The sequence below is a fragment of the Microbacterium sp. NPDC087591 genome, from assembly GCF_044743625.1.
Taxonomy (GTDB): Bacteria; Actinomycetota; Actinomycetes; order Actinomycetales; family Microbacteriaceae; genus Microbacterium.
This window is the reverse complement of record NZ_JBIUWU010000003.1, coordinates 633,796-654,552: the sequence shown is the minus strand read 5'-3', so window position 1 is coordinate 654,552 and position 20,757 is coordinate 633,796. Positions and strand designations below refer to the sequence as shown.

The following is a 20,757-nucleotide window of genomic DNA, read 5'->3' as shown; positions in this document are numbered from 1 at the left end:
ACCCACCAGAGACGCGCGATCACCCTCCGCGACAAAGAGTGCCTCATCCCCGGATGCCACGTACCCGGCTCGTGGTGCGAGATCCACCACGTGCAAGAACACTCCCGCGGCGGACCGACCCACACCGACAACGGTGTGACGTTGTGTTGGCATCACCACCGCACCTTGGACTCGTCGGGGTGGGAGATCCGTATGGACAACGGTCTCACCATCGTCCGCGGACCCGCCTGGTGGGACCCCGCACGACGATGGCGCACACCACGACCCACACGCGACGTCGCATTCGCCGCCGAGAAGCGACGGTGAGCGCTGAGGTGGTGAGAGCCGAGACGCCCAGGACGTGTCTGACAAAGAGTTCGTCAGTCTTCGTAGAGGGTTCGCGTGCCCGTGGTCGGGGTCCGTCTGCAGGGGGATGTGTGGTCGCGGCGCATGTGGTGCAGTTGGATCATGGAATCGATGCTTCGACGAGGAGAAGTGGATGTGCGCGGTGTTCGGCGGTTGCGGCTGATGCTGCGGCTCACCAGCGTCGCTGCGATCGTCGGTGCGGGTTTTGCCGTCGTCTGGTTCGGGTTCGCTGCCGCCGATGCGTCTGGCGGTCAGATGGCGGCGGCCAGTGCGATGTTCGCGGCAGTCGCCAGCGGGTGGGCGGGAGCTTTCGCAGCGATCATGGCGAAGCTGAAGTCGGACCAGTCGGCTCAGGCCTGACCGAGCTTGCTCGTCCCGTCGATGACGCTGTGGATGCGGACGGCGGCGCGATAGACGATGGTGTGCGTGACATTGCGCGCGAGCGATTGTCGAGCCGACTGGCTCTGACCGTTCCACGAGCCCTTCCGCATCGGCCGCACCGACGGGGTCCACCGTCTCGCGCCGTGTCAGAAGATGCTGATCACGAGGTGATGCCCCGCGTCGGCTGCTCTGCGGTGCACGGAGGCCAGGGCATCCCAGGCCTCGGTGAGTTCGCGTCGAAGAATCGCAGGATCATCGCCCCAGATGTTCGGATAGATGCCGGCCTTCGCAAAAGTCGTGAAGTCCGCGGCACTGATCACCTCGTCTCGATCCAACGAGTCCAACGCGTCGATGATCGGCTGCAGCTCGTCGTGCTCGGTGCAGCCGACGAAGTCCTCGCCGCCGAAGACGTGTACGCCCACGACCCATTCGCTCAACGGGTCGTCATCGCGCGGAGAGGCTGCCGAGACACCGGTGAGCAGGAAGTGCAGTCCGTCCCACATCTTGTCGAGGTACACGGTCGGGGAGCCGCCCGATTCCAGATCCTCCAGCGTCGAGACGAGCACCTCGGGCGCGAGCGACACCAGCCGGTCGAGTGTCAGTTCGTCCACGAGTGTGTAGGCCGCGCGCATCCCCATCAGAGTCCCTCCGAATGCGTATCGAGTCCCTTCGACTCTACGTCGAGCCTGCGACGCCGAAACGCCGTCGGCGCAGAACCGCCTCCGGGAGGACGCGACGCAGCGGAGCAGTCCGCACGTCCCCGGATCAGAACAGCAGCGCGCGATCGCTCACGACATGGGCGATCTGCGCGCCCGCGAGAGTCACGACGATGCCCCCGACGGGGATCCACCACACCCGGCGACGCGAGGAGAATGCCCACGAAAGGACCATCGCGGCGATGACGACGATGGCAGCGAACATCGCGAAGACGATGGGTGTCCAGTGCAAGGTCGTGAAATCGCACCGCGGGCCGCAGTGGGGGATGCTGATGGCGCGAAACCAGACGAAGAATGCGGAGACGGCGGCGACGAGGATGAGTGCAGCCATGAGCAGCGCCACGGGAAGACCGCTGTGCCGGGCCTCGGTGCGCGTCATCGTCATCCGGGGAGCATAGCCGCCTACCCGCCGACCGCACGCATGTAGTGACCATCGGTCGAGATGCCCGAGGCGGCGACCGTGAAGCGCACGACCTCGCTGAGATACCGGTCCTCCGATGCCTCGAAGATCCGACCTTCCGCATCGCGGGAGGTGCGGCTGAGCCGCAGGATCGGCGTGCCCTGCGGCACCCGCAGCAGCGCGGCATCCTGCTCATCCGCCGCCACGGCGTCGATCACGTGCTGTAGGCCCACGATCGGATGCCCCTTCGAAGCGAGGTACTCCGTGATCGACACCTCGTCGAGGTCGACCTCGAACAGCCGCCGTCCCGCGGCCTCGGTGTAGAACAGTCGCTCCAGCATGGTCGGGCGCCCGTCAAGCGACCGCAACCGTACGACGCTGACGATCGTGTCATCCGCCTCCACGCCCAACGCCGCGGCATGTGCGCCCGCCCGCCGCAGGCTCAGTTCCTGCGTCTGCGCACCCGGGGTGACGCCGAGATCCCGGGCCCACCGCGTGAACGGCACCGACACATCGACGGCCTGACTCGCCTTGCGTGCGACCACCCGCGCCGGCCGGCCCCTGCTGGTCTCGATCAGCCCTTCACTTCGCAGCGCCGCCAGTGCGTTGCGGATAGGTCCCCGTGATGTGCGCCACCGCGCGGCGAGCTCCGCCTCGGTCGGAACATCGTCTCCGGGACGCAGGGTGCCGGCGGCGATCTGCGCGCGCAGGTCTTCGGCGATCTGGGTGTACACAGCTTCGGTCACATAGGTACATTACTTGATCACTTCTGCCTGCCCGCGGGCATTCGGTCACCGTTCACTCAGGGAAATGCTCGGTGAACGAGGGCTGAACTCTTCCGAGATAGGTATATTTCTCGGCGCTCCGGCTGAGAGAGTCTTCCGTGGATCACCCCTCCCACCCCCTGAAAGGTCCTCATGAAGCTTCGTGCTCTCCCCGCCCTCGTCGGTGTCGCGGCACTCGCGCTCGGTCTCGCCGCCTGCTCCGGTTCGGCCGAGGCGACCGGCACCCCCGGCGCTGACGAGACGTCTGCCGGCAGCGGATTCGCCGTCGACGAGAACACCCTCGTCTTCGGTGTCGTCCCCGACTCGGTCGACACCGAGACCAACTACCAGCCGCTCATGGACTACATCGCGGAGATCACCGGCAAGACCGTCGAATACCACGAGTCCACCGACTACGCCGCGCTCATCGAGGCTGCTGTCGCCGGCAAGGTCGACGTCGCCTCCTTCTCCGGCTTCACGTACGTGACCGCCACCAACAACGGCGCCAAGCTCACGCCGATCTCCTCGATCGTCACGGAAGAGGGCCAGGAGCCCGGCTACTTCTCGCAGGCGATCGTGCCGGCGGCCAGCGCTATCTCGAGCATCGCCGACTTCGCGGGCAAGAAGGTCTGCTTCGTCGACCCGTCGTCGACCTCGGGCTACCTGTTCCCGTCGTACAACCTGCTCGAAGCGGGCATCGACCCCCAGACCGACATCACCCCGGTCTTCGCGGGCAAGCACGACGTGAGCGTGCAGAAGGTCGGCGAAGGCGTCGAGTGCGAGGTCGGCTTCGCAGAGGACTCCGAGGTCGAGAAGTCCGACAAGGTGAAGGTCATCGACGAGACGATGGTCCCCGGAGCCCCGCTGGTGTACTCGTCGACCCTCCCGGATGACGTCTCGAAGAAGCTCATCGACGGTCTGTCCGAGATCACGATCGACGACATCATCGCCGCCGGCATCGACGGCGCCGACACCGACTCGTTCCGCAGCGTCTTCTACGCCACGAAGCCCGTCGACGACGCCTACTACGACCTGATCCGCGACATCTGCAAGGAGACCGAAGCGGAGCAGTGCAAGGCGTGACCGCCTGACACATCCGGTCTAGGCCCGGCTCCTGAGCGGCCCTTCGTCTTGCATCGCTCGCTCGGGAAAGCGACGAGACGAAGGGCGCGCACACGTCCTTCGTCTCGCATCGCCCGCTCAGGAGCCGCGGCATCCCTTCCCGTTCTGCACCACACAGACCTCCGCAGGAGAATCCATGAATCCCGCCCCCGACTCCCTCATCCGCCTCACCGGTGTGACGAAGACCTTCGGGTCGACCATCGCGCTGAAGGATGCCTCGCTCCAGGTCTCGCGCGGCGAGATCGTCGTGCTGCTCGGGCTCTCCGGGTCAGGCAAGTCGACGCTGCTGCGCCATCTCGACGGCCTCGAAGTCCCCACCTCGGGCGACGTCGAGGTGCTCGGCGCCGCGGTCCCGAGCCTGCGCGGCAAAGCGCTGCGCGCACTGCGCAGCCGGGTGGGATTCATCTTCCAGCAGTTCGAGCTGGTGCCCTCGCTCACCGTCCTCGAGAACGTGCTCACCGGATCGCTCTCCCGGGTGCGCGGACCGCGCCTGGGACTCTGGGGATACGCGAAGACCGCCAAGATCCAAGCGCTCGAGCACCTCGAGCGGGTCGGCCTCCTCGACCGTGCGTATCAGCGCAGCGACACGCTCTCCGGAGGACAGCAGCAGCGCGTGGCCATCGCCCGCGCGTTGATGCAGAAGCCCGACATCCTGCTCGCCGACGAGCCGGTGGCGTCGCTCGACCCGGAATCCAGCGACCAGGTCATGGCGCTGATCCGCGAGATCGCTGCTGACGAGGGGCTCACGGTCGTCTGCAGCCTCCACCAGGTCGATCTGGCCATCACCTGGGCCGACCGCATCGTCGGTCTGCGACACGGCGAGATCGTACTCGACACCCCCACGACCGACCTCACCAAGTCCGAGGTCATGGAGATCTACGGCCGCGTCGCGACCACCACCGCCGAGCTCAGAGCCGTGCAGGTCGAGCTGGCGGACGCGGTGGTCGAGCTGGCGGATGCGGTGGTCGATGCGGCATCTTCCCCAGCGCCCGCATCGGACACAGCGCCCACATCGGACACAGCGCCCACATCGGACACAGCGCCCGCATCGGATGCATCGACGAAGGCGCCTGTCGCATGACCCTCATCGTCGACCGGAGGACAGGGGCGATCCGCCCGGCTCCCCGCCCGATCACCGAACGCGCTCCGAAGCGCCCGATCTCCCCGGAGCGGATCGCGGCCTCGCTGACCCTGCTCGCCCTCGTGGTCCTCGGCGTTCTCGCGGTGAACGAGGTGGGCATCTCGATCCCCGCGATGGTGCAGAGCTGGGGCAACGCCGAGAACTTCATGGCCCGAGTGGGCGGGCTCTCGTTCCCCGAGCCCGGCGACCTCGCCTGGCTGATCGCGCTGACCGTCGGCCTCGTGCTGGTCGGCACGCTGCTGGCCGCCGCGCTCTCAGTGCCGATCGCGTATCTCGCGGCGTCCAACACCACCCCGGGCAACGCATGGCGGGCCGCCGCCCGCTTCATCGGAGTGCTCACGCGGGCGCTGCCCGACGTGGTGCTCGCGATGGCGTTCGTGCTGATGTTCTCACTGGGCACGCTGCCCGGCATCCTCGCCATCGGCATCCACTCGATCGGCATGATCTCGAAGATGTTCGCCGATGCGATCGAGCAGATCGACGAGGGGCCTCGGCTCGCGATCCGCGCGGCCGGCGGTTCGAAGCTGCAGGAGTTCAGCGCCGGCATCCTCCCGCAGGTGCTGCCGAGCTGGGTCGCCACGGTGCTGCACCGCAACGACATCAACCTGCGCGGCAGCGTCGTGCTCGGCTACGTCGGCGTCGCCGGTCTGGGCCTGGAGATGTCATACGCCTTCAAAGCGCTCAACTACGGCAAAGGCCTCGGCATCGCGCTGGTCATCTTCCTGCTCTGCGTCGCGATGGAGATCGTCTCCAGCCTGGTGCGCGGGGCGATGCTCGGTCAGGAGCGCCAGACCCGCTCCTGGATCGACCGGCTCATCCATCCGCGTCTCGGCGGCGCCTCGGCCGCGGCATCCGCCGGTCGTCCGGCGTGGGCTGCGAGCCCGCAGACGGCCGTGCGCCGCCCCTGGACCGCAGCGCGCGTGCGGAACACCGCCGCCGGCGTGCTCGCGGTGCTGGTCGTGCTCGGCGGCGTGATCGTCAGCGATATCAACTGGCTCGACTTCGTCACCTTCTGGGGCAAGCTGCCCGAGGTGGCGGCGAAGTTCTGGCCGCCCTCCTTCGGCAGCTACGACGCCACGGCGATGATCGATGCGATGCGCGACACCGTGGCGATCGCGCTCGCTGCGACCGTGCTGACGCTGCTGCCTTCGCTCGTGCTGGGCTCGCTCGCGGCGCGCAACGTCGCCCCCGGCGCCGGGGTGCGCGGCACGGCGCGGTTCCTGCTCGTGGGCATCCGCGGCATCCCCGAGCTGATCCTCGCGATCGTGCTCGTGGTGATCACCGGCCTCGGACCGCAGGCGGGGGTGATCGCGCTCGCGATCGGCGGCATCGGTCTGCTCGGCAAGCTGATCGCCGACTCGTTCGAAGAGGTCGATCGCGGCCCGGAGCGGGCCCTGCGCGCGGTCGGCGCCACCCGGCTGCAGACCTACACCGCCGCCACGGTGCCGCAAGGGATGCAGGCCCTGATCGGGCACAGCTTCTACATGCTCGACACCAACATCCGCGCCGCGACCATCCTCGGCATCGTCGGCGGAGGCGGAGTGGGCTACTACCTGCTCAACGCCAGCCAGGGTTCGCGCTACGAGACCGTGACCGCGATCGTGCTGATGATCCTGGCCACCGTGCTGGTCGTCGAAGGTCTCGCGATGTGGATGCGGAAGGTGTTCCGATGAACACGGTGCACGCCGGGGGCGACAGCGCGGACGTCGTGGTCGTCGGCTCCGGCATCGTCGGGCTCGGCGCCGCCTACGCCGCCGCACGTCGCGGTCTGCGCGTGATCGTGGTGGACCGCACGGAGTCTCCGGTGGGCGCGACGATCCGCAACTTCGGGCATCTCTGCATCGGCGCGCAGAACGGCGAGGCGCGTCGCTACGCGGATGCCTCGCGCGAGCTGTGGCTGCGACTGTCCCACGACGCCGGATTCTGGTTGCGCGAGTCCGGCACGCTCGTGGCGGCACGCACCGAGGAGGAGATCGCGGTGCTCGCGGCGGCCGCGCGCGACGACGACGGCATCCGGATGCTGGATGCGCAGGAGCTGCTGCGCCTCGCGCCGGTGCGTCCCGACGTCGTGCTCGGCGGCGCCCACATCGCCACCGACCTGCAGACCGACCCGCGTGCTGCGGCGGACGCCATCGTCGGGCACCTCGCCTCCCTCGGGGTGGAGTTCCGGTTCCGCACCGCGGTGACAGGGCTCGCCGCCGAGCGCGTCGACACGACCCGCGGGGCGATCGCGGCCGGACACGTGGTGGTCGCCGTGAACCACGACCTCGACCAGCTGCTGCCCGAGGTCGCCGAGCGGCACGGCATCGTCCGCTGCGCTCTCGACATGATGCGCGCGGCCGTGTCGTTGCGGCATCCGCTGTCGGCGCCGCTGCTCACCGGGTGGTCGCTGGTGCGGTACGGCCGGTTCGCCGACAGCCCGGAGGCGGCGCGCCTGCGCGAGCGGCTGCACACGGAACGCCCCGACCTCGCCGCCCTGGATCTGAACCAGATGTACACGCAGCTCCCGGATGGCACTCTGATCATCGGAGACTCGCACGCCTCGGCCGTGCAGCCGGCGCCGTTCCAGCCCGAGGCCGCATTTACGGCGTTCCTCACCGAGGCCGAGGCGCTGTTCGACATGCCGACGCCGCGGGTCCTCGAGCGCTGGCAGGGCGTCTACGCCAAGGGACCGACCGAGTTCCTGATCGACCGCGGCGACGAGGGAGCGCTCGCGCTCGCAGCGACCACCGGCATCGGCATGACCACGGGTCTGGGGCTCGCAGAAGAGAATCTCACCGCCGCCTTCGGGTGGGCACCCGCACTGGAAGGAACCTCATGACCACTCCTCTCGAACTTGTCGTGCTCGACATGGCCGGAACCACTGTGCTCGACGACGGCGTCGTGGAGCAGGCGTTCCAGCGCGCTGCCGAGCGCACCGGCGTCGCGGATCGGATGCCGTGGGCCGAGGCCCTCGACTACGTGCGCATGACGATGGGGCAGTCGAAGATCGACGTGTTCACGCACCTCTCCGGCGGCGACATCGCCGAGGCCACCCACGCCACCGCCGCCTTCGAAGGCGCCTACGCCGAGATCGTCGAGGAGCAGGGGGTCGCCGAGATCCCCGGCGCCGCGGATGCGATCCAGTCGCTCAAGGACGCGGGGCTGCGTGTGGTGCTCACCACCGGATTCGCACCGGTGACGCGAGACGCGCTGCTCGACGGCCTCGGCTGGCGCGGCCTGGTCGACCTCGCGCTCTCGCCCGTGGATGCGGGTCGCGGGCGTCCTGCTCCCGACCTGGTGCTGGCGGCGCTGCTGCGCACGCAGACCTCCGCGGTCGCCGCCGTGGCCGTGGCTGGCGACACCGTGAGCGACGTCGAATCCGGACGTCGGGCCGGGGCCGGCTTCGTCGCCGGTGTGCTCACGGGCGCGCACGACCGCGTGGCGCTGGTCGCGGCGGGCGCGGATGCCGTGCTGCGCGACGTCACCGGACTCCGCGGAGCGCTCGCCGAACGTGGACTGCTGCCCCTCGTCGCGACCTCGTGACCGGGAGCACCTCGTGGGCACGCTGCTGATCAGACCACCCGGCCATCGCCGGGATGTCGCCCTGCGCCCCGCCGCGACGGCGATGGTGTGGATCGGCGAGGGGCATCCGCACGAGATGATCGCCGTGCCGGGTGTCGCGCTGGGTGATGCCGATGCGCTGGTGGCGGTGGAGCTGTCGACGATCTGCGGATCGGATGTGCACACCGTGCAGGGGCGTCGTTCCGCGCCGACCCCGCTGGTGCTCGGCCACGAGAGCGTCGGACGCGTGATCGCGATCGGAGACGAGGGCGCGCTCGCCGTGGACGGCACGCCGCTGCGCATCGGAGATCGCGTGGTGTGGTCGGTGACCGTGTCGTGCGGGCGCTGCGACCGGTGCCTGGCGGGGATGCCGCAGAAGTGCCGGGACCTCGGCAAATACGGCCACGACCGCATCGGCGTGCACGGCGACCTCACCGGCGCTTTCGGCAGTCACGTGCAGCTGCGCGCGGGGACCGCGATCGTGCGGGTGCCCGAGGCGCTGCCTGCCGCGGTGCTCGCTCCCGCAGGCTGCGCGACCGCGACCGCCTGGGCCGCGGTGGCCAGGGCGGCGCAGGGGAGGGAGCTGGAGGAGGCGAGGGTGCGGATCCACGGCGCCGGACTGGTCGGCCTGTCCGCTGCGGCGATCGCCGCGGATCAGGGAGCGCTCGTCGAGGTGCTCGATCCGAATCCCGAGCGCCGCGCGCTGGCGACGCGGTTCGGGGCGACCGCGCTCGACCGAGAGCCGGAAGTCGTGATCGAGGCCTCGGGCCATGCCGTCGCCGAAGCGCTGGCCGGGGTCGCGGTCGGCGGCACCGTGGTGCTGGTCGGCAGCGTCTTCCCCGCCGATCCGGTGCCGCTGGATGCCGAGAGCATCGTGCGACGTCTGGTCACCATCGCCGGAGTGCACAACTACACCGGCGCCGAGTTGGCTGCCGCGGTCGGGTTCCTCGCCGGTCGCGGTCGAGCGTATCCGTTCGCCGACGCAGTGGGAGCGGTGCGGGCGCTGGCCGATCTCGACGAGGCATTGCTCGCCGCGGCTGCGCCGGGGGCGCCGCTGCGGATCGGAGTCATCCCTGGTCGGTGAGTGGCGGGTCGGTGCGCACCCGGGTGCGGGCGCAGGCGAATGCGCGAGCGTAGGCGAAGACACCCTGGATTCGCCTACGCCGGAGGAATCGCCTACGCCCGAGCCGGGCCTCCGCTCCACAGCCGGGCGCGGCCGGACGGGTGCACCCGCGATATGGTCGCTTCGACCCGGAAGTCGCGGTGCGCTGTGTGCGGTTGTCACATATGCCTTCGGCATCCGCACTGAGAAGCTGGGCGGACGGCCGTACCCGCCGCTCCACCGTCGACGCCGGAGCGCGCGTCGCAGAAGGGACCACACGATGATCGACGACGAGCTCCGCGCCCGACTGGAATCTCTCGGAGGACTGGATGCCGGTCCCGGCTCGCTCGCCGGGGTGGTCGTGATCGACGTGACGCGCGTCGTCGCCGGCCCGTACTGCTCCATGATCCTCGCCGATCTGGGTGCGACCGTGATCAAGGTCGAGCATCCGGACGACCCCGACTACACGCGCACCTTCCCGCCGATGCTGGAACGTGATGGCGCCGACGCATTCAGCGGCTTCTTCGCGCAGTACAACCGCAACAAGCTCGGCGTCACCCTGAACCTGCGTCACCCCGAGGGCAAGGTCGCGCTGGAACGCTTGGTCGCGCAGGCGGACGTGCTGGTGGAGAACTTCCGCCCCGGCACCATGGACCGCCTCGGCCTGGGGCACGAGCGGCTGCGCGAGGTCAATCCGCGCCTCGTCTACGCGGCGCTCAGCGGCTACGGGCAGTCCGGTCCTTATCGCGGCCGCCCCGCCTACGACAACAGCGCGCAGGCCACCGGGGGACTGTGGTCGATGAACGGCCCGGCCGGCGGGCCGCCCACCCGCGTCGGCACGATCATCGGAGACCTCGCGGCGAGCCTGTACGGCGTGATCGGGGTGCTCGCCGCCGTCCGCCACGCCGAGCGGACCGGAGAGGGACAGCTCGTCGACGTGTCGCAGCAGGACTCCGTGCTGACTCTCACCGAGAACGCGGTCGTCTCCTACACGACCGAGGGGATCGTGCCGGAGCCTCTGGGCAACCAGCATCCGTTCGTGCGTCCCTACGAGCTGTTCGCGTGCCAGGACGGGTTCGTGTTCTTCGGGGGCTACACCGACAAGTTCTGGAAGATCTCCTGCGAGATCTTCGGAGCGCCCGGCGAGTTCGACGACAACCCCGACCTGCAGAAGATGGGCACCCGGTTCGACGACGTCGTGTACGCGGAGCGGGTCAAGCCCATGGTCGAGCGCTGGTTCGCGAGCCGCACCAAGGCGGAGCTGGAGGCCCTCGCCGGCGACCTCGTGCCGTTGAGCGCGGTCAAGGACATCGCCGAGGTGGTCGCCGACCCGCAGATCGCCGCGCGCGACATGGTGGTGGACGCCGAGTATGCAGGCTACGGGTCGCTGCGCACCTTCGGCTCGCCCGTCAAGCTCGACCGCACGCCACCCCGGGCCCGCGGCATCGCCCCGGACACGGGGGAGCACACCGCCGCGATCTTCCGCGATCTCCTGGGCTACACCCCCGAGGAGATCGACGAGCTCCGCGCCGCCGGGACGATCTGATGGGCCGCATCCGCCTCGATAGGGACGGAGCTCTCGCCGTCATCACGATCGACCGCCCCGAGAAGCTCAACGCCCTCACCCTCGCCATGTACGAGCAGTTGGGCGCGGCGTTCGCCGAGGTGCGCGATGACGACCGCATCGGTGCGGCGATCCTCACCGGTGCCGGAGAGCGCGCGTTCTGTGTGGGCGCCGACCTGGGCGAGTCGATCCCCGCTCTCACCGAGGGGCGCTTCGACATCAGCGAGTGGGATGCCGCGCACCAGAAGCACGCGACCCTCGACAAGCCGGTCGTCGCCGCCGTGAACGGACTGTGCCTCGGAGGCGGCTTCGAGATCCTGCTCTCGACCGACATCCGGCTCGCCTCGGAGGAGGCGCAGTTCGCTCTGCCGGAGACCGGCGTCGGAGTCGTCCCCGCCGGGGGCACGCTCGTGCGGCTGATCCGACAGATCCCCTACGCCTGGGCCATGGATCTGATGCTCCGCGGCACGAAGATCGATGCCGCGACGGCGCTGCGCTACGGCATCCTGAATCAGGTCGTGCCCGCCGCCGAGCTGGAGTCCTCCGCGCTCGCCGTGGCTGAGGACCTGCTCGCGCGCAGCCGGACAGCGGTGGCGACCGTCAAGAGCGCCGTGCGCGCGCTCGCCGACCTTCCGGAAGGGGAGGCCTTCCGCCTGGAGGCCGTGCTCGGCCAGGCGGCGTTCACGAGCCCGGATGCCCGCGAGGGCCTCGCGGCGTTCGCCGAGCGGCGCCCGGCGGCCTTCCCCTCGCACGAGCTGTAGACAGCGCGAAGGCCTGGATCCCGGCTCACGTGGTGCGGTCGTCGGCTGCCGCCTCGGCGCTGTAGTCGGGGCGCGGCGGCTGCAGCTCCTGGTCGTCGTACTCGCCGCCCTTGCGTCCGCCGAACGGGCGACCGTGGTCGGCGAACTCCTCACGGGCGAACACGAACGTCCAGGGGCCGGCGGTGAACTGCGCCCCGGTGCGGAGCGTCTGCGCGTCCTCGCCGGGGTGGGTGCCGTCCGTGCCGGCGCTGGCGCTGGTGCTGCCCTCGCCATGCAGTGTCAGCACGTACTCGTCGCGCTCATCGTGGGTGATGGTCGCGTGCACCGGGTCGGTGTCGGCGAGCCGCAGCTCGTTGCCTTCGGCGGATCCGATGCGCACGACATCCACGTCGAGCAGGTACTCGGTGCGCTCCTCGTCGCGCGTGATGCGCAGGCGCGGATCTCCGGCGCCCCACTCCGCGTGGGTGGTGGTCGGGGTGTACCCCTGCTCGGGTGTCTGCGGATCGCTCATCCTCATCGCCTCCTCGGCTGGTGGATCACCGACTCTAGGGGCAGCCGCGATGCGGATGGAGGGGGTTGACTTCGCGCCGTGATGGCGTCATGGTCGCTCTGCCTGAACGCGGGCGCGGGCAGGGGTGCGACGCGCGCGGCTCCCCGCGCGTAGTGCAGGATGTCGCGACAGCACTTACGCTACCCAGAGGGGAAAGTGTCCGACCGGCCGAAATAGCCCTGCCAGAGAAAGAGATCATTCCGCATGGGCAAGTTCATCTACGAAGGCGGCGTGAAGACCGAGATCGAGGATCGCGCTCTCACGCACCTGCAGCTCGTGATCACCGCGAAGCTCCGTCGCGGAGAGCCGTTCCCGTTCAGCTGGCGCGAAGACGCGAGCGTCGGCGGAGGACGCACCACGGTGTGGATCCATCCGGGCAGCTCCCTCGTGTTCAAGTACTTCGGCAGTCGCCAGCCCTCCATCAACCGGGCGTGGATCGAAGCGCTCGCTTTCACCGCGAACGCGCCGTCCGGCCTCTACCTCGCGCCGGAGCCGGCCGAGGGCGGCGAGACGCCCAGGACCGGCGAGACACCGGTCGGCCTGCCCGGCTGAGCAGCCGGCACGCGGGGCGGGCGAGGACCATCGCTGCGGGGAGCGGAAGCTGTCAACCCCCTGGGCGATGACGGCCCCTTCGTCGAGAGTCGGAAGACACCTCGACGAAGGAGATCCCGATGACCGACACCCCAGTCGACCCCCGTCATGCCCATCGCGAAGACGGCTTCCCCGACCAGCAGCAGGCGCAGCCAGGGCTCACCGCGCAGACCACCCCCACTCCCGACCACGGCGAATCCAGCTACCGCGGTCACGGTCGGCTGGACGGCCGCCGCGCGCTGATCACGGGAGGCGACTCCGGCATCGGCCGCGCCGTCGCGATCGCCTTCGCCCGTGAGGGCGCCGATGTCGCGATCACGCACATGCCGGAAGAGCAGGACGACGCCGACGAGACGATCGCCCACATCCGCGACGCGGGACCCACGGCGCTCGGCCTGTCGGGCGACCTCCGTGACGAGGATTTCGCGACCGGCATCGTGGCGCAGACCAGAGCAGCGCTCGGCGGACTCGACATCCTCGTGCTCAACGCCGCCTACCAGCACGACATCGACGGCTTCGACAGCCTGAAGACCGAAGACATGCGGCGGGTGTTCGACACCAACCTCATCGGCCTGGTGCAGACGGCTCGTGCCGCGTACCCCGACCTCGCACCGGGGGCGAGCATCATCGTCACGGCCTCGGTGCAGGCGTATCAGCCCTCGCCGGGACTCATCGACTACGCCATGACCAAGGCGGCGCAGGTGGCGTTCGTGAAGGCGCTCGCCGAGGAGGCGGGGCCGCGCGGCATCCGTGTGAACGCGGTGGCTCCCGGCCCGATCTGGACGCCGCTGATCCCTGCCACCGGATGGGACGCCGAGCGGCTGGCGACCTTCGGACAGGACACTCCGCTCGGACGCGCGGGGCAGCCGGCCGAGCTCGCCGGAGCCTACGTCTATCTCGCCTCGGACGAGTCGATGTACGTCTCCGGGGCTGTGCTCCCGGTGACAGGAGGCAAGCACCTCTGAGTGTCGAGTGGACGCGGGCGATGCGGATGCCCCACGCTGGAGTACGTGCAGCAGTCAGCGTCGTCCCGTCCTCTCGTCGGCGTCGCTCTCGTCATCGGCTCGTGCCTGTCGCTGCCCTTCGGGGCCGCCGTCGCGGCGCAGCTCTTCCCGGTGCTCGGCCCCTGGGGCGTGACCTCGCTGCGTGTCGCGATCGCCGCGCTGCTCCTGCTCGTCATCGTGCGCCCGCGACCCCAGCGCTGGACCAGGCCGCAGTGGATCGCGGCGGTGCTCTTCGGCGTCTCGCTCGCCGCGATGAACGGGTTCTTCTATGCCGCGATCGACCGCATCCCGCTCGGGCCGGCGGTCGCGATCGAGTTCCTCGGACCGTTGCTCCTCGCTGCCGTCCTGACCCGGCGTCTCGGTGATTTCGCGTGGGTCGGCGTGGCTCTCGTCGGCATGGTGCTGCTCGGTGTCGACGGGCTGATCGACGCGGAGCCGCTCGACCCGATCGGCGTCGTGTTCATCCTGATCGCCGCCGGCTTCTGGGCAATGTACATCCGCATGAGCGCCCGGGTGGGGGCGCTGATCCCCGGGAGCGGGGGACTCGCGATGGGGCTGCTCGTCGCGGCGCTGCTGCTCGTGCCGGTGGGCGTGCCCGCCGCGGTCACCGTGTCGGGCGACATGCAGCTGCTGCTGCTCGCGGCCGTCACGGCGGTGCTGTCCTCGGTGATCCCGTACAGCTTCGAGCTCGCGGCGCTGCGCCGGCTGCCGCAGCGCGTGTTCGGGGTGCTGCTCAGCCTGGAGCCGGCCTTCGCGACGCTCGCCGGGTGGCTGATCCTCGGCCAGAGCGCGACGCCGTTGCGGATGCTCGCGATCGCCCTGGTCGTCGCCGCGAGTGTCGGGGCGACCCTCGGCATCCGCCGCCGTGCACGAGCGGATGCCGAGGAGACCCGAGCGGACTCCCGGGATGAGGACGAACCCCCCGCCGTCTTCACCGGGCCGATCCCCCTGCCGGACTGAGCGGCCCGAGTCGCCGTCAGGCGGTGACGCGTGCCGGCGTCGCCACCTTGAGCGGGTAGCGGCGGCGCAGGATCGCCCGCTGTGCGAGCGTCCACACCACGGTGACCGTGAGATACAGCGCGGCGGCCAGCGGAACGAACGCCGCGAACACCGCGGTCAGGTAGTGCAGAGCGCTCATCATCCGCAGCATCGCAGGAGAGTTGAGCGGTGAATCGTCCTCGACCGGTGCGGGGCGGAACACCCGTCGGGTGACCTCGGCGACCGCGATCATGATCGCCAGCAGCACGCCGAACACCAGGAACGTGGCGGGTGTCGCGGTGCCTCCGAAGATCGCGGACACCAGGCTCGTGCCCAGCGGCGCGCCGAACAGGTCATGGGTGAGAAGCTCGTTGGGGTGCCCGGCGATCTCGGGGCGGATGAACAGCGTGTACAGGATGCCGACCACCGGGGCCTGTGCCAGCACGGGCAGCATCCCCGCGAACGGCGAGGTGTTCTCGGCGCGGTACAGCGCGAGCGTCTCGCGCTGGAGCCGTTCGGGGTTCTTCTTGTGGCGGCGCTGGATCTCGCGCAGCTTCGGGGCGAGGCGCGCCCTGGTCTGCTCCGCCTTGGCCTGCGAGATGCCGACGGGAATGAGCAGAGCGCGCACCAGGAGGGTGACGAGGATCACGGCGGCGGCGGATGCGGCGCCGCCGGCCAGAGGTTCGAGCAGGGAGGAGAGCCCGGCGAGGGCGCCGTAGGCGGCGTCCAGGAGGGCAGCGAGAGGCGGGAAGGCGAAGAAGTCCATCAGATGTCCGTTCGAGAGGTCGGGAAGGGTCGGCGAAAGCCGCGCGGTCCCGGTCGGAACGGACTACGCGGCGGTCGCGACTCCCGGCGCTCGCGGACGCGGGTGCCCCGCGGCATCCGGATCGCTCTGCGAGAGGAGGGTGGAGACGTCGATGGCGCGCCAGGGATGCGGCGCGGTACGGCCCGTGGTCTGCTGCAGGCTCAGCACCAGGGCGAGCGTGAGAGCGGTCACCGCGATGAGGGCGATCGCGAGGCCGAGAGCGGCGGCATCGGGAACGGAGACGAGGCCGAGCGCCGTGAGGACGATGCTCAGCATCTGTCCGAACCACTCGCTCATGTGCGCTCTCCCCTCTGCTGAGAGGGTAGCACCGGGTGCGGGACGCCGGGTCGTCCGGTCGCGACCGGAAGATGCGCGTGACGGTCGGAGCCCCGGCGTGCAGCGCGGCGTAGCCTCGAAGCATGAGTGATCTGCGTGCCCTGGTCGGCGTCGAGCATCCGATCGTCCTCGGCCCTTTCGGCGGCCTGTCGTCCGTGCCGCTGACGGCGGCCGTGAGCGAGGCCGGTGGCCTCGGCTCGTTCGGGCTGTACGGCTACGACGGCGATCGCATCCGGCAGACCGGAGCCGAGCTCCAGGCGGCGACATCGAAGCCCTTCGCGCTGAACATCTGGCTCCCCGTGGGCGACGAGGTCGCGCCGAACGCCCAGCACGCGATCTTCGCGCAGGCGTTGCAACCCTTCTTCGATGCGGTCGGGGAAGACCTCCCCGCACGACCGGAGGCGTACCTGCCGTCGCTCGACGAGCAGCTCGAGGCGATCTGGGACGTGGCACCGGCCGTGCTCAGCGTGGTGTTCGGGGTGCCGTCCGAGGCCCTGATCGCGGAGGCGCACGGCCGCGGCATCCGGGTGATCGGCACGGCGACCACGGTCGCGGAGGCGGTGGCGCTCGCCGAGGGAGGGGTGGATGCCGTCGTGGCGACGGGCGCGGAAGCCGCCGGCCATCGGGTCTCGTTCCTGCGCGCCGCCGAGGAGTCGCTGGTCGGCACGTTCCCGCTCGTGCCGCAGGTGGTCGACGCGGTCGACGTGCCCGTCATCGCGGCAGGGGGCATCTCCGACCGCCGCGGTGTGGCCGCCGCCTTCGCCCTGGGCGCGCAGGGCGCTCAGATCGGCACGGCCTTCCTCGCCACCGCGGAGTCCGCGATCACCGACGCGCACCGCGAGGCGATCCGCCGCACGGCGGCCGATGAGACGGTGTTGACCAGGGCGATGAGCGGACGTCTCGCCCGCGGCGCCCGTAACCGCGCCGTGCGCGCGATCGAGGCCAGCGGCACGATCGCCCCGTTCCCGATGCAGAACTGGCTCACCGGGAAGTTCCGCGCCGCGGCGGGACAGCAGAACCTGGGTGAGCTGCAGTCGCTGTGGATGGGGCAGGCCGCGCCGCTCGCACGCTACGGCACGGCTGCCGAGGCGTTCGCCGAGCTCGTGGAGGGCGTTCCCGCCCGGTGACCGTGCGCGTCGGTCGTCGTCAGAGGATGACGGTCGACTTGCCGTGCACGATCACCCGGTCCTCCGCGTGCCACTGCACGGCGCGGGCGAGCACGAGACGCTCGACGTCGGCTCCACGGCTCTGCAGCTGGGCGGCCGAGTCGGAGTGCGTGACGCGCGTCACATCCTGCTCGATGATCGGCCCCTCGTCGAGGTCGGCGGTCGCGTAGTGCGCGGTGGCGCCGATCAGCTTCACGCCGCGCTCCTTGGCCCTGGCGTAGGGGTTCGCTCCGATGAACGCGGGCAGGAACGAGTGGTGGATGTTGATCACCGGGGCATCGAGCTGACGGATGAAGTCGTCGGTGAGGATCTGCATGTAGCGCGCGAGCACGACCAGATCGACGTTGCCGCGCAGCAGTTCGAGCTGACGCTGCTCCATGGCCTGCTTGTCGCCCGAGGGGATGTGCACGAACGGCACCCCGAACGACCGTACGGACTCGGCGAGGTCGGGGTGGTTGGAGACCACCATGGTGATGTCGATGTCGAGCTGCCCGCGCTGCGTGCGCCACAGCAGCTCCATCAGGCAGTGGTCGTACTTCGAGACGAAGATCGCCACCCGCTTGCGACGGGCGGTGTCGTGCAGCGACCACTCCATGCCGAAGCGCTCGGCGACCTGGGCGATGTCCGCCTCGAGAGCGGGGCGCGCGGCCGACAAGCCCTCGAGGTGGATGACGGTGCGCTGGAAGAAGCGTCCGCCTTCGGAGTCGGTCGAGTGCTGGTCGAGCGAGATGATGTTCGCGCCGTGCGCGGAGAGCACGCCGGCCACCGCCGCGACGATGCCGGGCTGGTCGTCGCAGGCGATCAGGAGGCGGGCGGTATCGGGCTGTGACATGAACGCTCCTCGGGGGTGTGCTTCGATTCTGCCGTGGATGCGCGTCGCCGGACGAATCGCGGACGACTCGATACCCTGAGTCCGTGAACGCGGGCGACGTAGGACTGGTGCTGATCCCTCTGCTCGCGGTCGCCGCACCGCTGCTGGCGCGCGGCGTCCGGCCGATCGTGCGGGTCCCGATCATCGTGTTCGAGCTCGTGCTCGGCATCCTCGTCGGACCCGCTGTGCTCGGCTGGGTCGAGCCGCACGCCCTGCTCGAGAAGCTCAGCGACTTCGGCCTTGCCATGCTGTTCTTCATCGCCGGCTCCGAGATCGACTTCCGGGCCGTGGCCGGACGACCCGTGGTGCGCGCGTCGCTCGGCTGGGTGATGAGTGTCGCCCTCGGCATCGGCGTCGGGTTCTTCTTCGCGCCTGGCGAGGGCATGGTGGTGATCGGCATCGCGCTCAGCTCCACCGCCCTCGGCACGCTGATGCCGATCCTGCGGGATGCGCGCGAGCTCGACACACCGTTCGGCAAGGCGCTCACCGCCATCGGAGCGGTCGGGGAGTTCCTGCCGCTGATCGCGATCTCGATCTTCCTCAGCACCCGCACGACTCCGGTCGCCGCAGCCGTGCTCCTCGCCTTCGTGCTGCTCGCCGTGCTGGCGGTGGTGGCGGCCCACCGTGTGCCGCACGGTCGCCTGCACGCGATCGTGCGCGCCACGCTGCACACCTCAGATCAGTTCGGCGTGCGGTTCGTGCTGCTGCTGATCGCGGCGCTCGTGGGGCTCAGCGTGATGCTCGACCTCGACATGCTGCTCGGTGCCTTCGTCGCCGGTGCCGTGTGGCGCATCATCATGGCGCGCGCGCCGAAGAAGGATGCCGAGGCGGTGGAGAGCAAGCTCGAGGGGATCGCGTTCGGGTTCCTCGTTCCGATCTTCTTCCTGTACACCGGCGTGAACTTCGATCTGCGGGCACTGCTGAGCTCGCCGGCCGCGATGGCGCTGGTGCCGCTGTTCCTGATCGCGCTGCTGGTGATCCGCGGGTCCGCCGCTCAGTTCTCCGCACCGGACCGTGCAACGGTGCGCGACCGCGTGGCTCTCGGACTGCTCACGGCGACGGGCCTGCCGATCATCGTCGCCGTCACCGCGATCGGGGTGGATGAGAAGATGATCGGGACGGGCACAGCGGCCGCTCTCGTCGGCGCCGGAATGCTCTCGGTGCTGTTCTTCCCGGTGCTGGGGATGCTGCTGCGCGGGGACCGCGACCGGATCGCCGGCCGACGCCCCGCCGATGAACTTCCGCAAGGAGAACTGTGATGACGGCATCCGCTCTGCTGACCCAGGCTGCCCGCGACCTCGTCGGCGCCCCACAGGAGGGGCTCGGTGAGGAACGCGAATCCCGGTGGCGCGGTCGCCGTATCGTGCGGGTCGGGGCCGCGTGGCACCTGGGCGTGCTGCTGCTCACCGAGACGCACGCCCTGGCGACCGCCGAGGTGCTGCGCGCGGCGGATCCGGGCCGGCGGGGCTACACCGCGGAGTCTGCGCGTGAGCGTGCCGTGCGTCGCCAGGAAGCGCTGCGGGGCGGTTTCGACGAGGGCGAGGTCGTGCACGTCGGCTGGAGCATCATCGACGTCGATGCCGTGGATGCCGGCGGATCCTCCGGTCCGCTCGCCCTGATCGACGGGGTGCCGAAAGTGCGCTGGAGTGCGGCCGGAGGGTACATGCCGCTGGAGGCATATCTGCGTGAGCGGGTCGAGCTGTTGCGGGGCGCAACGGGCTGAGCAGGCTGAGCAGGCTGTGGGCCCGGCTCAGGCGAACGTCGTCGGGCTGGGGGCCCGGCTCAGGCGAAGGTCTCGGCGAACCGGCGCAGGAGCGCAGCGCCCTCGGTCACGGATGCCGACAGCACCTGGTTCTGCACGCGGTCGAACTCCTCGGGGTCGAAGTAGCCGGTCGTGCGGTAGAACGTCATCCGGTCGGCGAAGTCACGGGGTGTGGGCTCGGGGTGGAACTGTGCCGTGTACAGGTGTGTGCCCACGCGGTAGGCCTGCACGGGGCAGGATTCGTTGGTCGCGAGCAGAGTGGCACCGGCGGGCAGCGCGACCGCGCTCTCCTTGTGGGCGGTGAAGACCGTGAGAGCGGGGGAGCTGGGACCGAAGACCGGGTCGACTGCGCCGTCGGCCGTGGTGCGGATGACCGTGGCACTCGCGGCCTCGGGGGTCGCGGTGGTCACCTCGCCGCCGAGCATGCGGGTCACGACGCCGATGCTGAAGCACGTGAAGAAGGCAGCGATGTCACCGTCGATCGCCCGACGCGCGATGCGGCGCAGGTCGGATTCGACGCGCAGCTGCACCTCGCCCTTCACGGAGTCGCTGACGTTGAACGGGGAGCCGCCCACGACCACACCGCGGTAGCGCGCGAGACGCGCGGGGTCGAGGGGCTCGTCGAGCAGATCGAGCCGATCGACCACCTCGGCGCCGAGCGCACGACGGAATGATGCGTGTTCGGCATCCGCCGCCCCGCGCTCAGGACGCACGCAGACGTAGAGAAGCGATGCCATCCGGCGATTCTAACGATCGGCGGGGCGGGAGAATCGCCGTGACGCCCGGTGCCAGCGTCCATAACTCCTCAAAAACATCGTTGATGTGCTGTCACGAGGGCCCGCTTCTCGCGGAACG

General features: G+C 69.9%; 25 protein-coding genes. 16 read left to right on the top strand and 9 right to left on the bottom strand.

Annotated elements, in window-relative coordinates:
* Both ACIOVG_RS17740 and ACIOVG_RS17735 read left to right on the top strand, forming a co-directional pair.
* The coding region (locus ACIOVG_RS17740) for an HNH endonuclease signature motif containing protein (RefSeq protein ID WP_400876402.1) at positions 1-306 on the top strand (306 nt) is incomplete at its 5' end.
* 141 nt (positions 307-447) lie between these two features.
* Positions 448-705, top strand: a complete 258-nt coding sequence (locus ACIOVG_RS17735) for a hypothetical protein (RefSeq protein ID WP_400876399.1) — start codon at positions 448-450, stop codon at positions 703-705.
* On the opposite strand, the gene ACIOVG_RS17730 is transcribed toward ACIOVG_RS17735, so the two are convergent.
* The 4 genes from ACIOVG_RS17730 to ACIOVG_RS17715 form a co-directional block, all read right to left on the bottom strand.
* On the bottom strand, positions 696-836 hold the full coding sequence (locus ACIOVG_RS17730; RefSeq protein ID WP_400876396.1) for a hypothetical protein: 141 nt from the start codon (positions 834-836) through the stop codon (positions 696-698). The genes ACIOVG_RS17735 and ACIOVG_RS17730 overlap by 10 nt on opposite strands.
* Positions 837-872: 36 nt before the next feature.
* Positions 873-1,358, bottom strand: coding sequence for a YfbM family protein (locus ACIOVG_RS17725; protein ID WP_400876394.1), 486 nt, complete (start codon positions 1,356-1,358; stop codon positions 873-875).
* A 133-nt stretch (positions 1,359-1,491) separates the two neighbouring features.
* The gene (locus ACIOVG_RS17720; protein WP_400876392.1) at positions 1,492-1,827 is read right to left on the bottom strand and encodes a hypothetical protein; all 336 of its coding nucleotides are present in this window, start codon (positions 1,825-1,827) and stop codon (positions 1,492-1,494) included.
* A 17-nt stretch (positions 1,828-1,844) separates the two neighbouring features.
* Complete coding sequence (locus ACIOVG_RS17715) at positions 1,845-2,588, bottom strand: GntR family transcriptional regulator (protein WP_400876389.1); 744 nt, start codon at positions 2,586-2,588, stop codon at positions 1,845-1,847.
* A 171-nt stretch (positions 2,589-2,759) separates the two neighbouring features.
* On the opposite strand from ACIOVG_RS17715, the gene ACIOVG_RS17710 reads away from it, so the two are divergent.
* The 8 genes from ACIOVG_RS17710 to ACIOVG_RS17675 all read left to right on the top strand — a co-directional run bounded on the left by ACIOVG_RS17710 (position 2,760) and on the right by ACIOVG_RS17675 (position 11,839).
* On the top strand, positions 2,760-3,689 hold the full coding sequence (locus ACIOVG_RS17710) for a phosphate/phosphite/phosphonate ABC transporter substrate-binding protein (protein ID WP_400876386.1): 930 nt from the start codon (positions 2,760-2,762) through the stop codon (positions 3,687-3,689).
* Between the two features lie 175 nt (positions 3,690-3,864).
* The gene (gene phnC, locus ACIOVG_RS17705; protein WP_400876384.1) at positions 3,865-4,809 is read left to right on the top strand and encodes a phosphonate ABC transporter ATP-binding protein; all 945 of its coding nucleotides are present in this window, start codon (positions 3,865-3,867) and stop codon (positions 4,807-4,809) included.
* Positions 4,806-6,542, top strand: a complete 1,737-nt coding sequence (gene phnE / locus ACIOVG_RS17700; protein ID WP_400876381.1) for a phosphonate ABC transporter, permease protein PhnE — start codon at positions 4,806-4,808, stop codon at positions 6,540-6,542. Before phnC ends, phnE begins: the two co-directional genes overlap by 4 nt.
* Entirely contained in the window at positions 6,539-7,690 is a 1,152-nt protein-coding gene (locus tag ACIOVG_RS17695; protein WP_400876379.1) for a TIGR03364 family FAD-dependent oxidoreductase, read from the top strand. The genes phnE and ACIOVG_RS17695 overlap by 4 nt, the downstream gene beginning before the upstream one ends.
* On the top strand, positions 7,687-8,394 hold the full coding sequence (locus ACIOVG_RS17690; protein ID WP_400876376.1) for an HAD family hydrolase: 708 nt from the start codon (positions 7,687-7,689) through the stop codon (positions 8,392-8,394). The genes ACIOVG_RS17695 and ACIOVG_RS17690 overlap by 4 nt, the downstream gene beginning before the upstream one ends.
* Positions 8,395-8,407: 13 nt before the next feature.
* Positions 8,408-9,496 carry an alcohol dehydrogenase catalytic domain-containing protein gene (locus ACIOVG_RS17685; RefSeq protein ID WP_400876373.1) on the top strand — a complete coding sequence of 363 codons (1,089 nt, stop codon included), beginning with the start codon at positions 8,408-8,410 and terminating at the stop codon, positions 9,494-9,496.
* Between the two features lie 298 nt (positions 9,497-9,794).
* A complete protein-coding gene (locus ACIOVG_RS17680; RefSeq protein WP_400876370.1) occupies positions 9,795-11,060 on the top strand; it encodes a CaiB/BaiF CoA transferase family protein in 1,266 nt (421 codons plus the stop codon).
* Positions 11,060-11,839, top strand: a complete 780-nt coding sequence (locus ACIOVG_RS17675; protein ID WP_400876368.1) for an enoyl-CoA hydratase/isomerase family protein — start codon at positions 11,060-11,062, stop codon at positions 11,837-11,839. Before ACIOVG_RS17680 ends, ACIOVG_RS17675 begins: the two co-directional genes overlap by 1 nt.
* 25 nt (positions 11,840-11,864) lie before the next feature.
* Here ACIOVG_RS17675 and ACIOVG_RS17670 read toward each other — a convergent pair whose 3' ends face one another.
* Entirely contained in the window at positions 11,865-12,350 is a 486-nt protein-coding gene (locus ACIOVG_RS17670) for an FHA domain-containing protein (protein ID WP_400876366.1), read from the bottom strand.
* Between the two features lie 243 nt (positions 12,351-12,593).
* On the opposite strand from ACIOVG_RS17670, the gene ACIOVG_RS17665 reads away from it, so the two are divergent.
* The 3 genes from ACIOVG_RS17665 to ACIOVG_RS17655 all read left to right on the top strand — a co-directional run bounded on the left by ACIOVG_RS17665 (position 12,594) and on the right by ACIOVG_RS17655 (position 14,944).
* A complete protein-coding gene (locus ACIOVG_RS17665; RefSeq protein ID WP_400876364.1) occupies positions 12,594-12,941 on the top strand; it encodes an ATP-dependent DNA ligase in 348 nt (115 codons plus the stop codon).
* A 119-nt stretch (positions 12,942-13,060) separates the two neighbouring features.
* Positions 13,061-13,945 (top strand): SDR family oxidoreductase, encoded by an 885-nt coding sequence (locus ACIOVG_RS17660; RefSeq protein ID WP_400876362.1) that lies wholly within the window; start codon positions 13,061-13,063, stop codon positions 13,943-13,945.
* 45 nt (positions 13,946-13,990) lie between these two features.
* A complete protein-coding gene (locus tag ACIOVG_RS17655) occupies positions 13,991-14,944 on the top strand; it encodes an EamA family transporter (RefSeq protein ID WP_400876359.1) in 954 nt (317 codons plus the stop codon).
* Positions 14,945-14,960: 16 nt separating this feature from the next.
* Here the strand turns inward: ACIOVG_RS17655 and ACIOVG_RS17650 are convergent, their stop codons facing one another.
* Complete coding sequence (locus ACIOVG_RS17650; RefSeq protein ID WP_400876356.1) at positions 14,961-15,728, bottom strand: YidC/Oxa1 family membrane protein insertase; 768 nt, start codon at positions 15,726-15,728, stop codon at positions 14,961-14,963.
* Between the two features lie 63 nt (positions 15,729-15,791).
* Positions 15,792-16,064 (bottom strand): DUF6412 domain-containing protein, encoded by a 273-nt coding sequence (locus tag ACIOVG_RS17645; protein ID WP_400876353.1) that lies wholly within the window; start codon positions 16,062-16,064, stop codon positions 15,792-15,794.
* A 122-nt stretch (positions 16,065-16,186) separates the two neighbouring features.
* Here ACIOVG_RS17645 and ACIOVG_RS17640 point away from each other — a divergent pair, with 122 nt between their 5' ends.
* On the top strand, positions 16,187-17,230 hold the full coding sequence (locus ACIOVG_RS17640) for an NAD(P)H-dependent flavin oxidoreductase (protein WP_400876351.1): 1,044 nt from the start codon (positions 16,187-16,189) through the stop codon (positions 17,228-17,230).
* A gap of 19 nt (positions 17,231-17,249) precedes the next feature.
* Here ACIOVG_RS17640 and purU read toward each other — a convergent pair whose 3' ends face one another.
* Complete coding sequence (gene purU / locus ACIOVG_RS17635; protein ID WP_400876348.1) at positions 17,250-18,101, bottom strand: formyltetrahydrofolate deformylase; 852 nt, start codon at positions 18,099-18,101, stop codon at positions 17,250-17,252.
* Positions 18,102-18,184: 83 nt separating this feature from the next.
* Here purU and ACIOVG_RS17630 point away from each other — a divergent pair, with 83 nt between their 5' ends.
* A complete protein-coding gene (locus tag ACIOVG_RS17630; RefSeq protein ID WP_400876345.1) occupies positions 18,185-19,399 on the top strand; it encodes a cation:proton antiporter in 1,215 nt (404 codons plus the stop codon).
* On the top strand, positions 19,399-19,863 hold the full coding sequence (locus ACIOVG_RS17625) for a glutaminase (protein ID WP_400876343.1): 465 nt from the start codon (positions 19,399-19,401) through the stop codon (positions 19,861-19,863). Before ACIOVG_RS17630 ends, ACIOVG_RS17625 begins: the two co-directional genes overlap by 1 nt.
* Before the next feature lie 59 nt (positions 19,864-19,922).
* Here ACIOVG_RS17625 and ACIOVG_RS17620 read toward each other — a convergent pair whose 3' ends face one another.
* Positions 19,923-20,639 (bottom strand): GMP synthase, encoded by a 717-nt coding sequence (locus ACIOVG_RS17620; protein ID WP_400876340.1) that lies wholly within the window; start codon positions 20,637-20,639, stop codon positions 19,923-19,925.
* Positions 20,640-20,757: the final 118 nt, after the last annotated feature.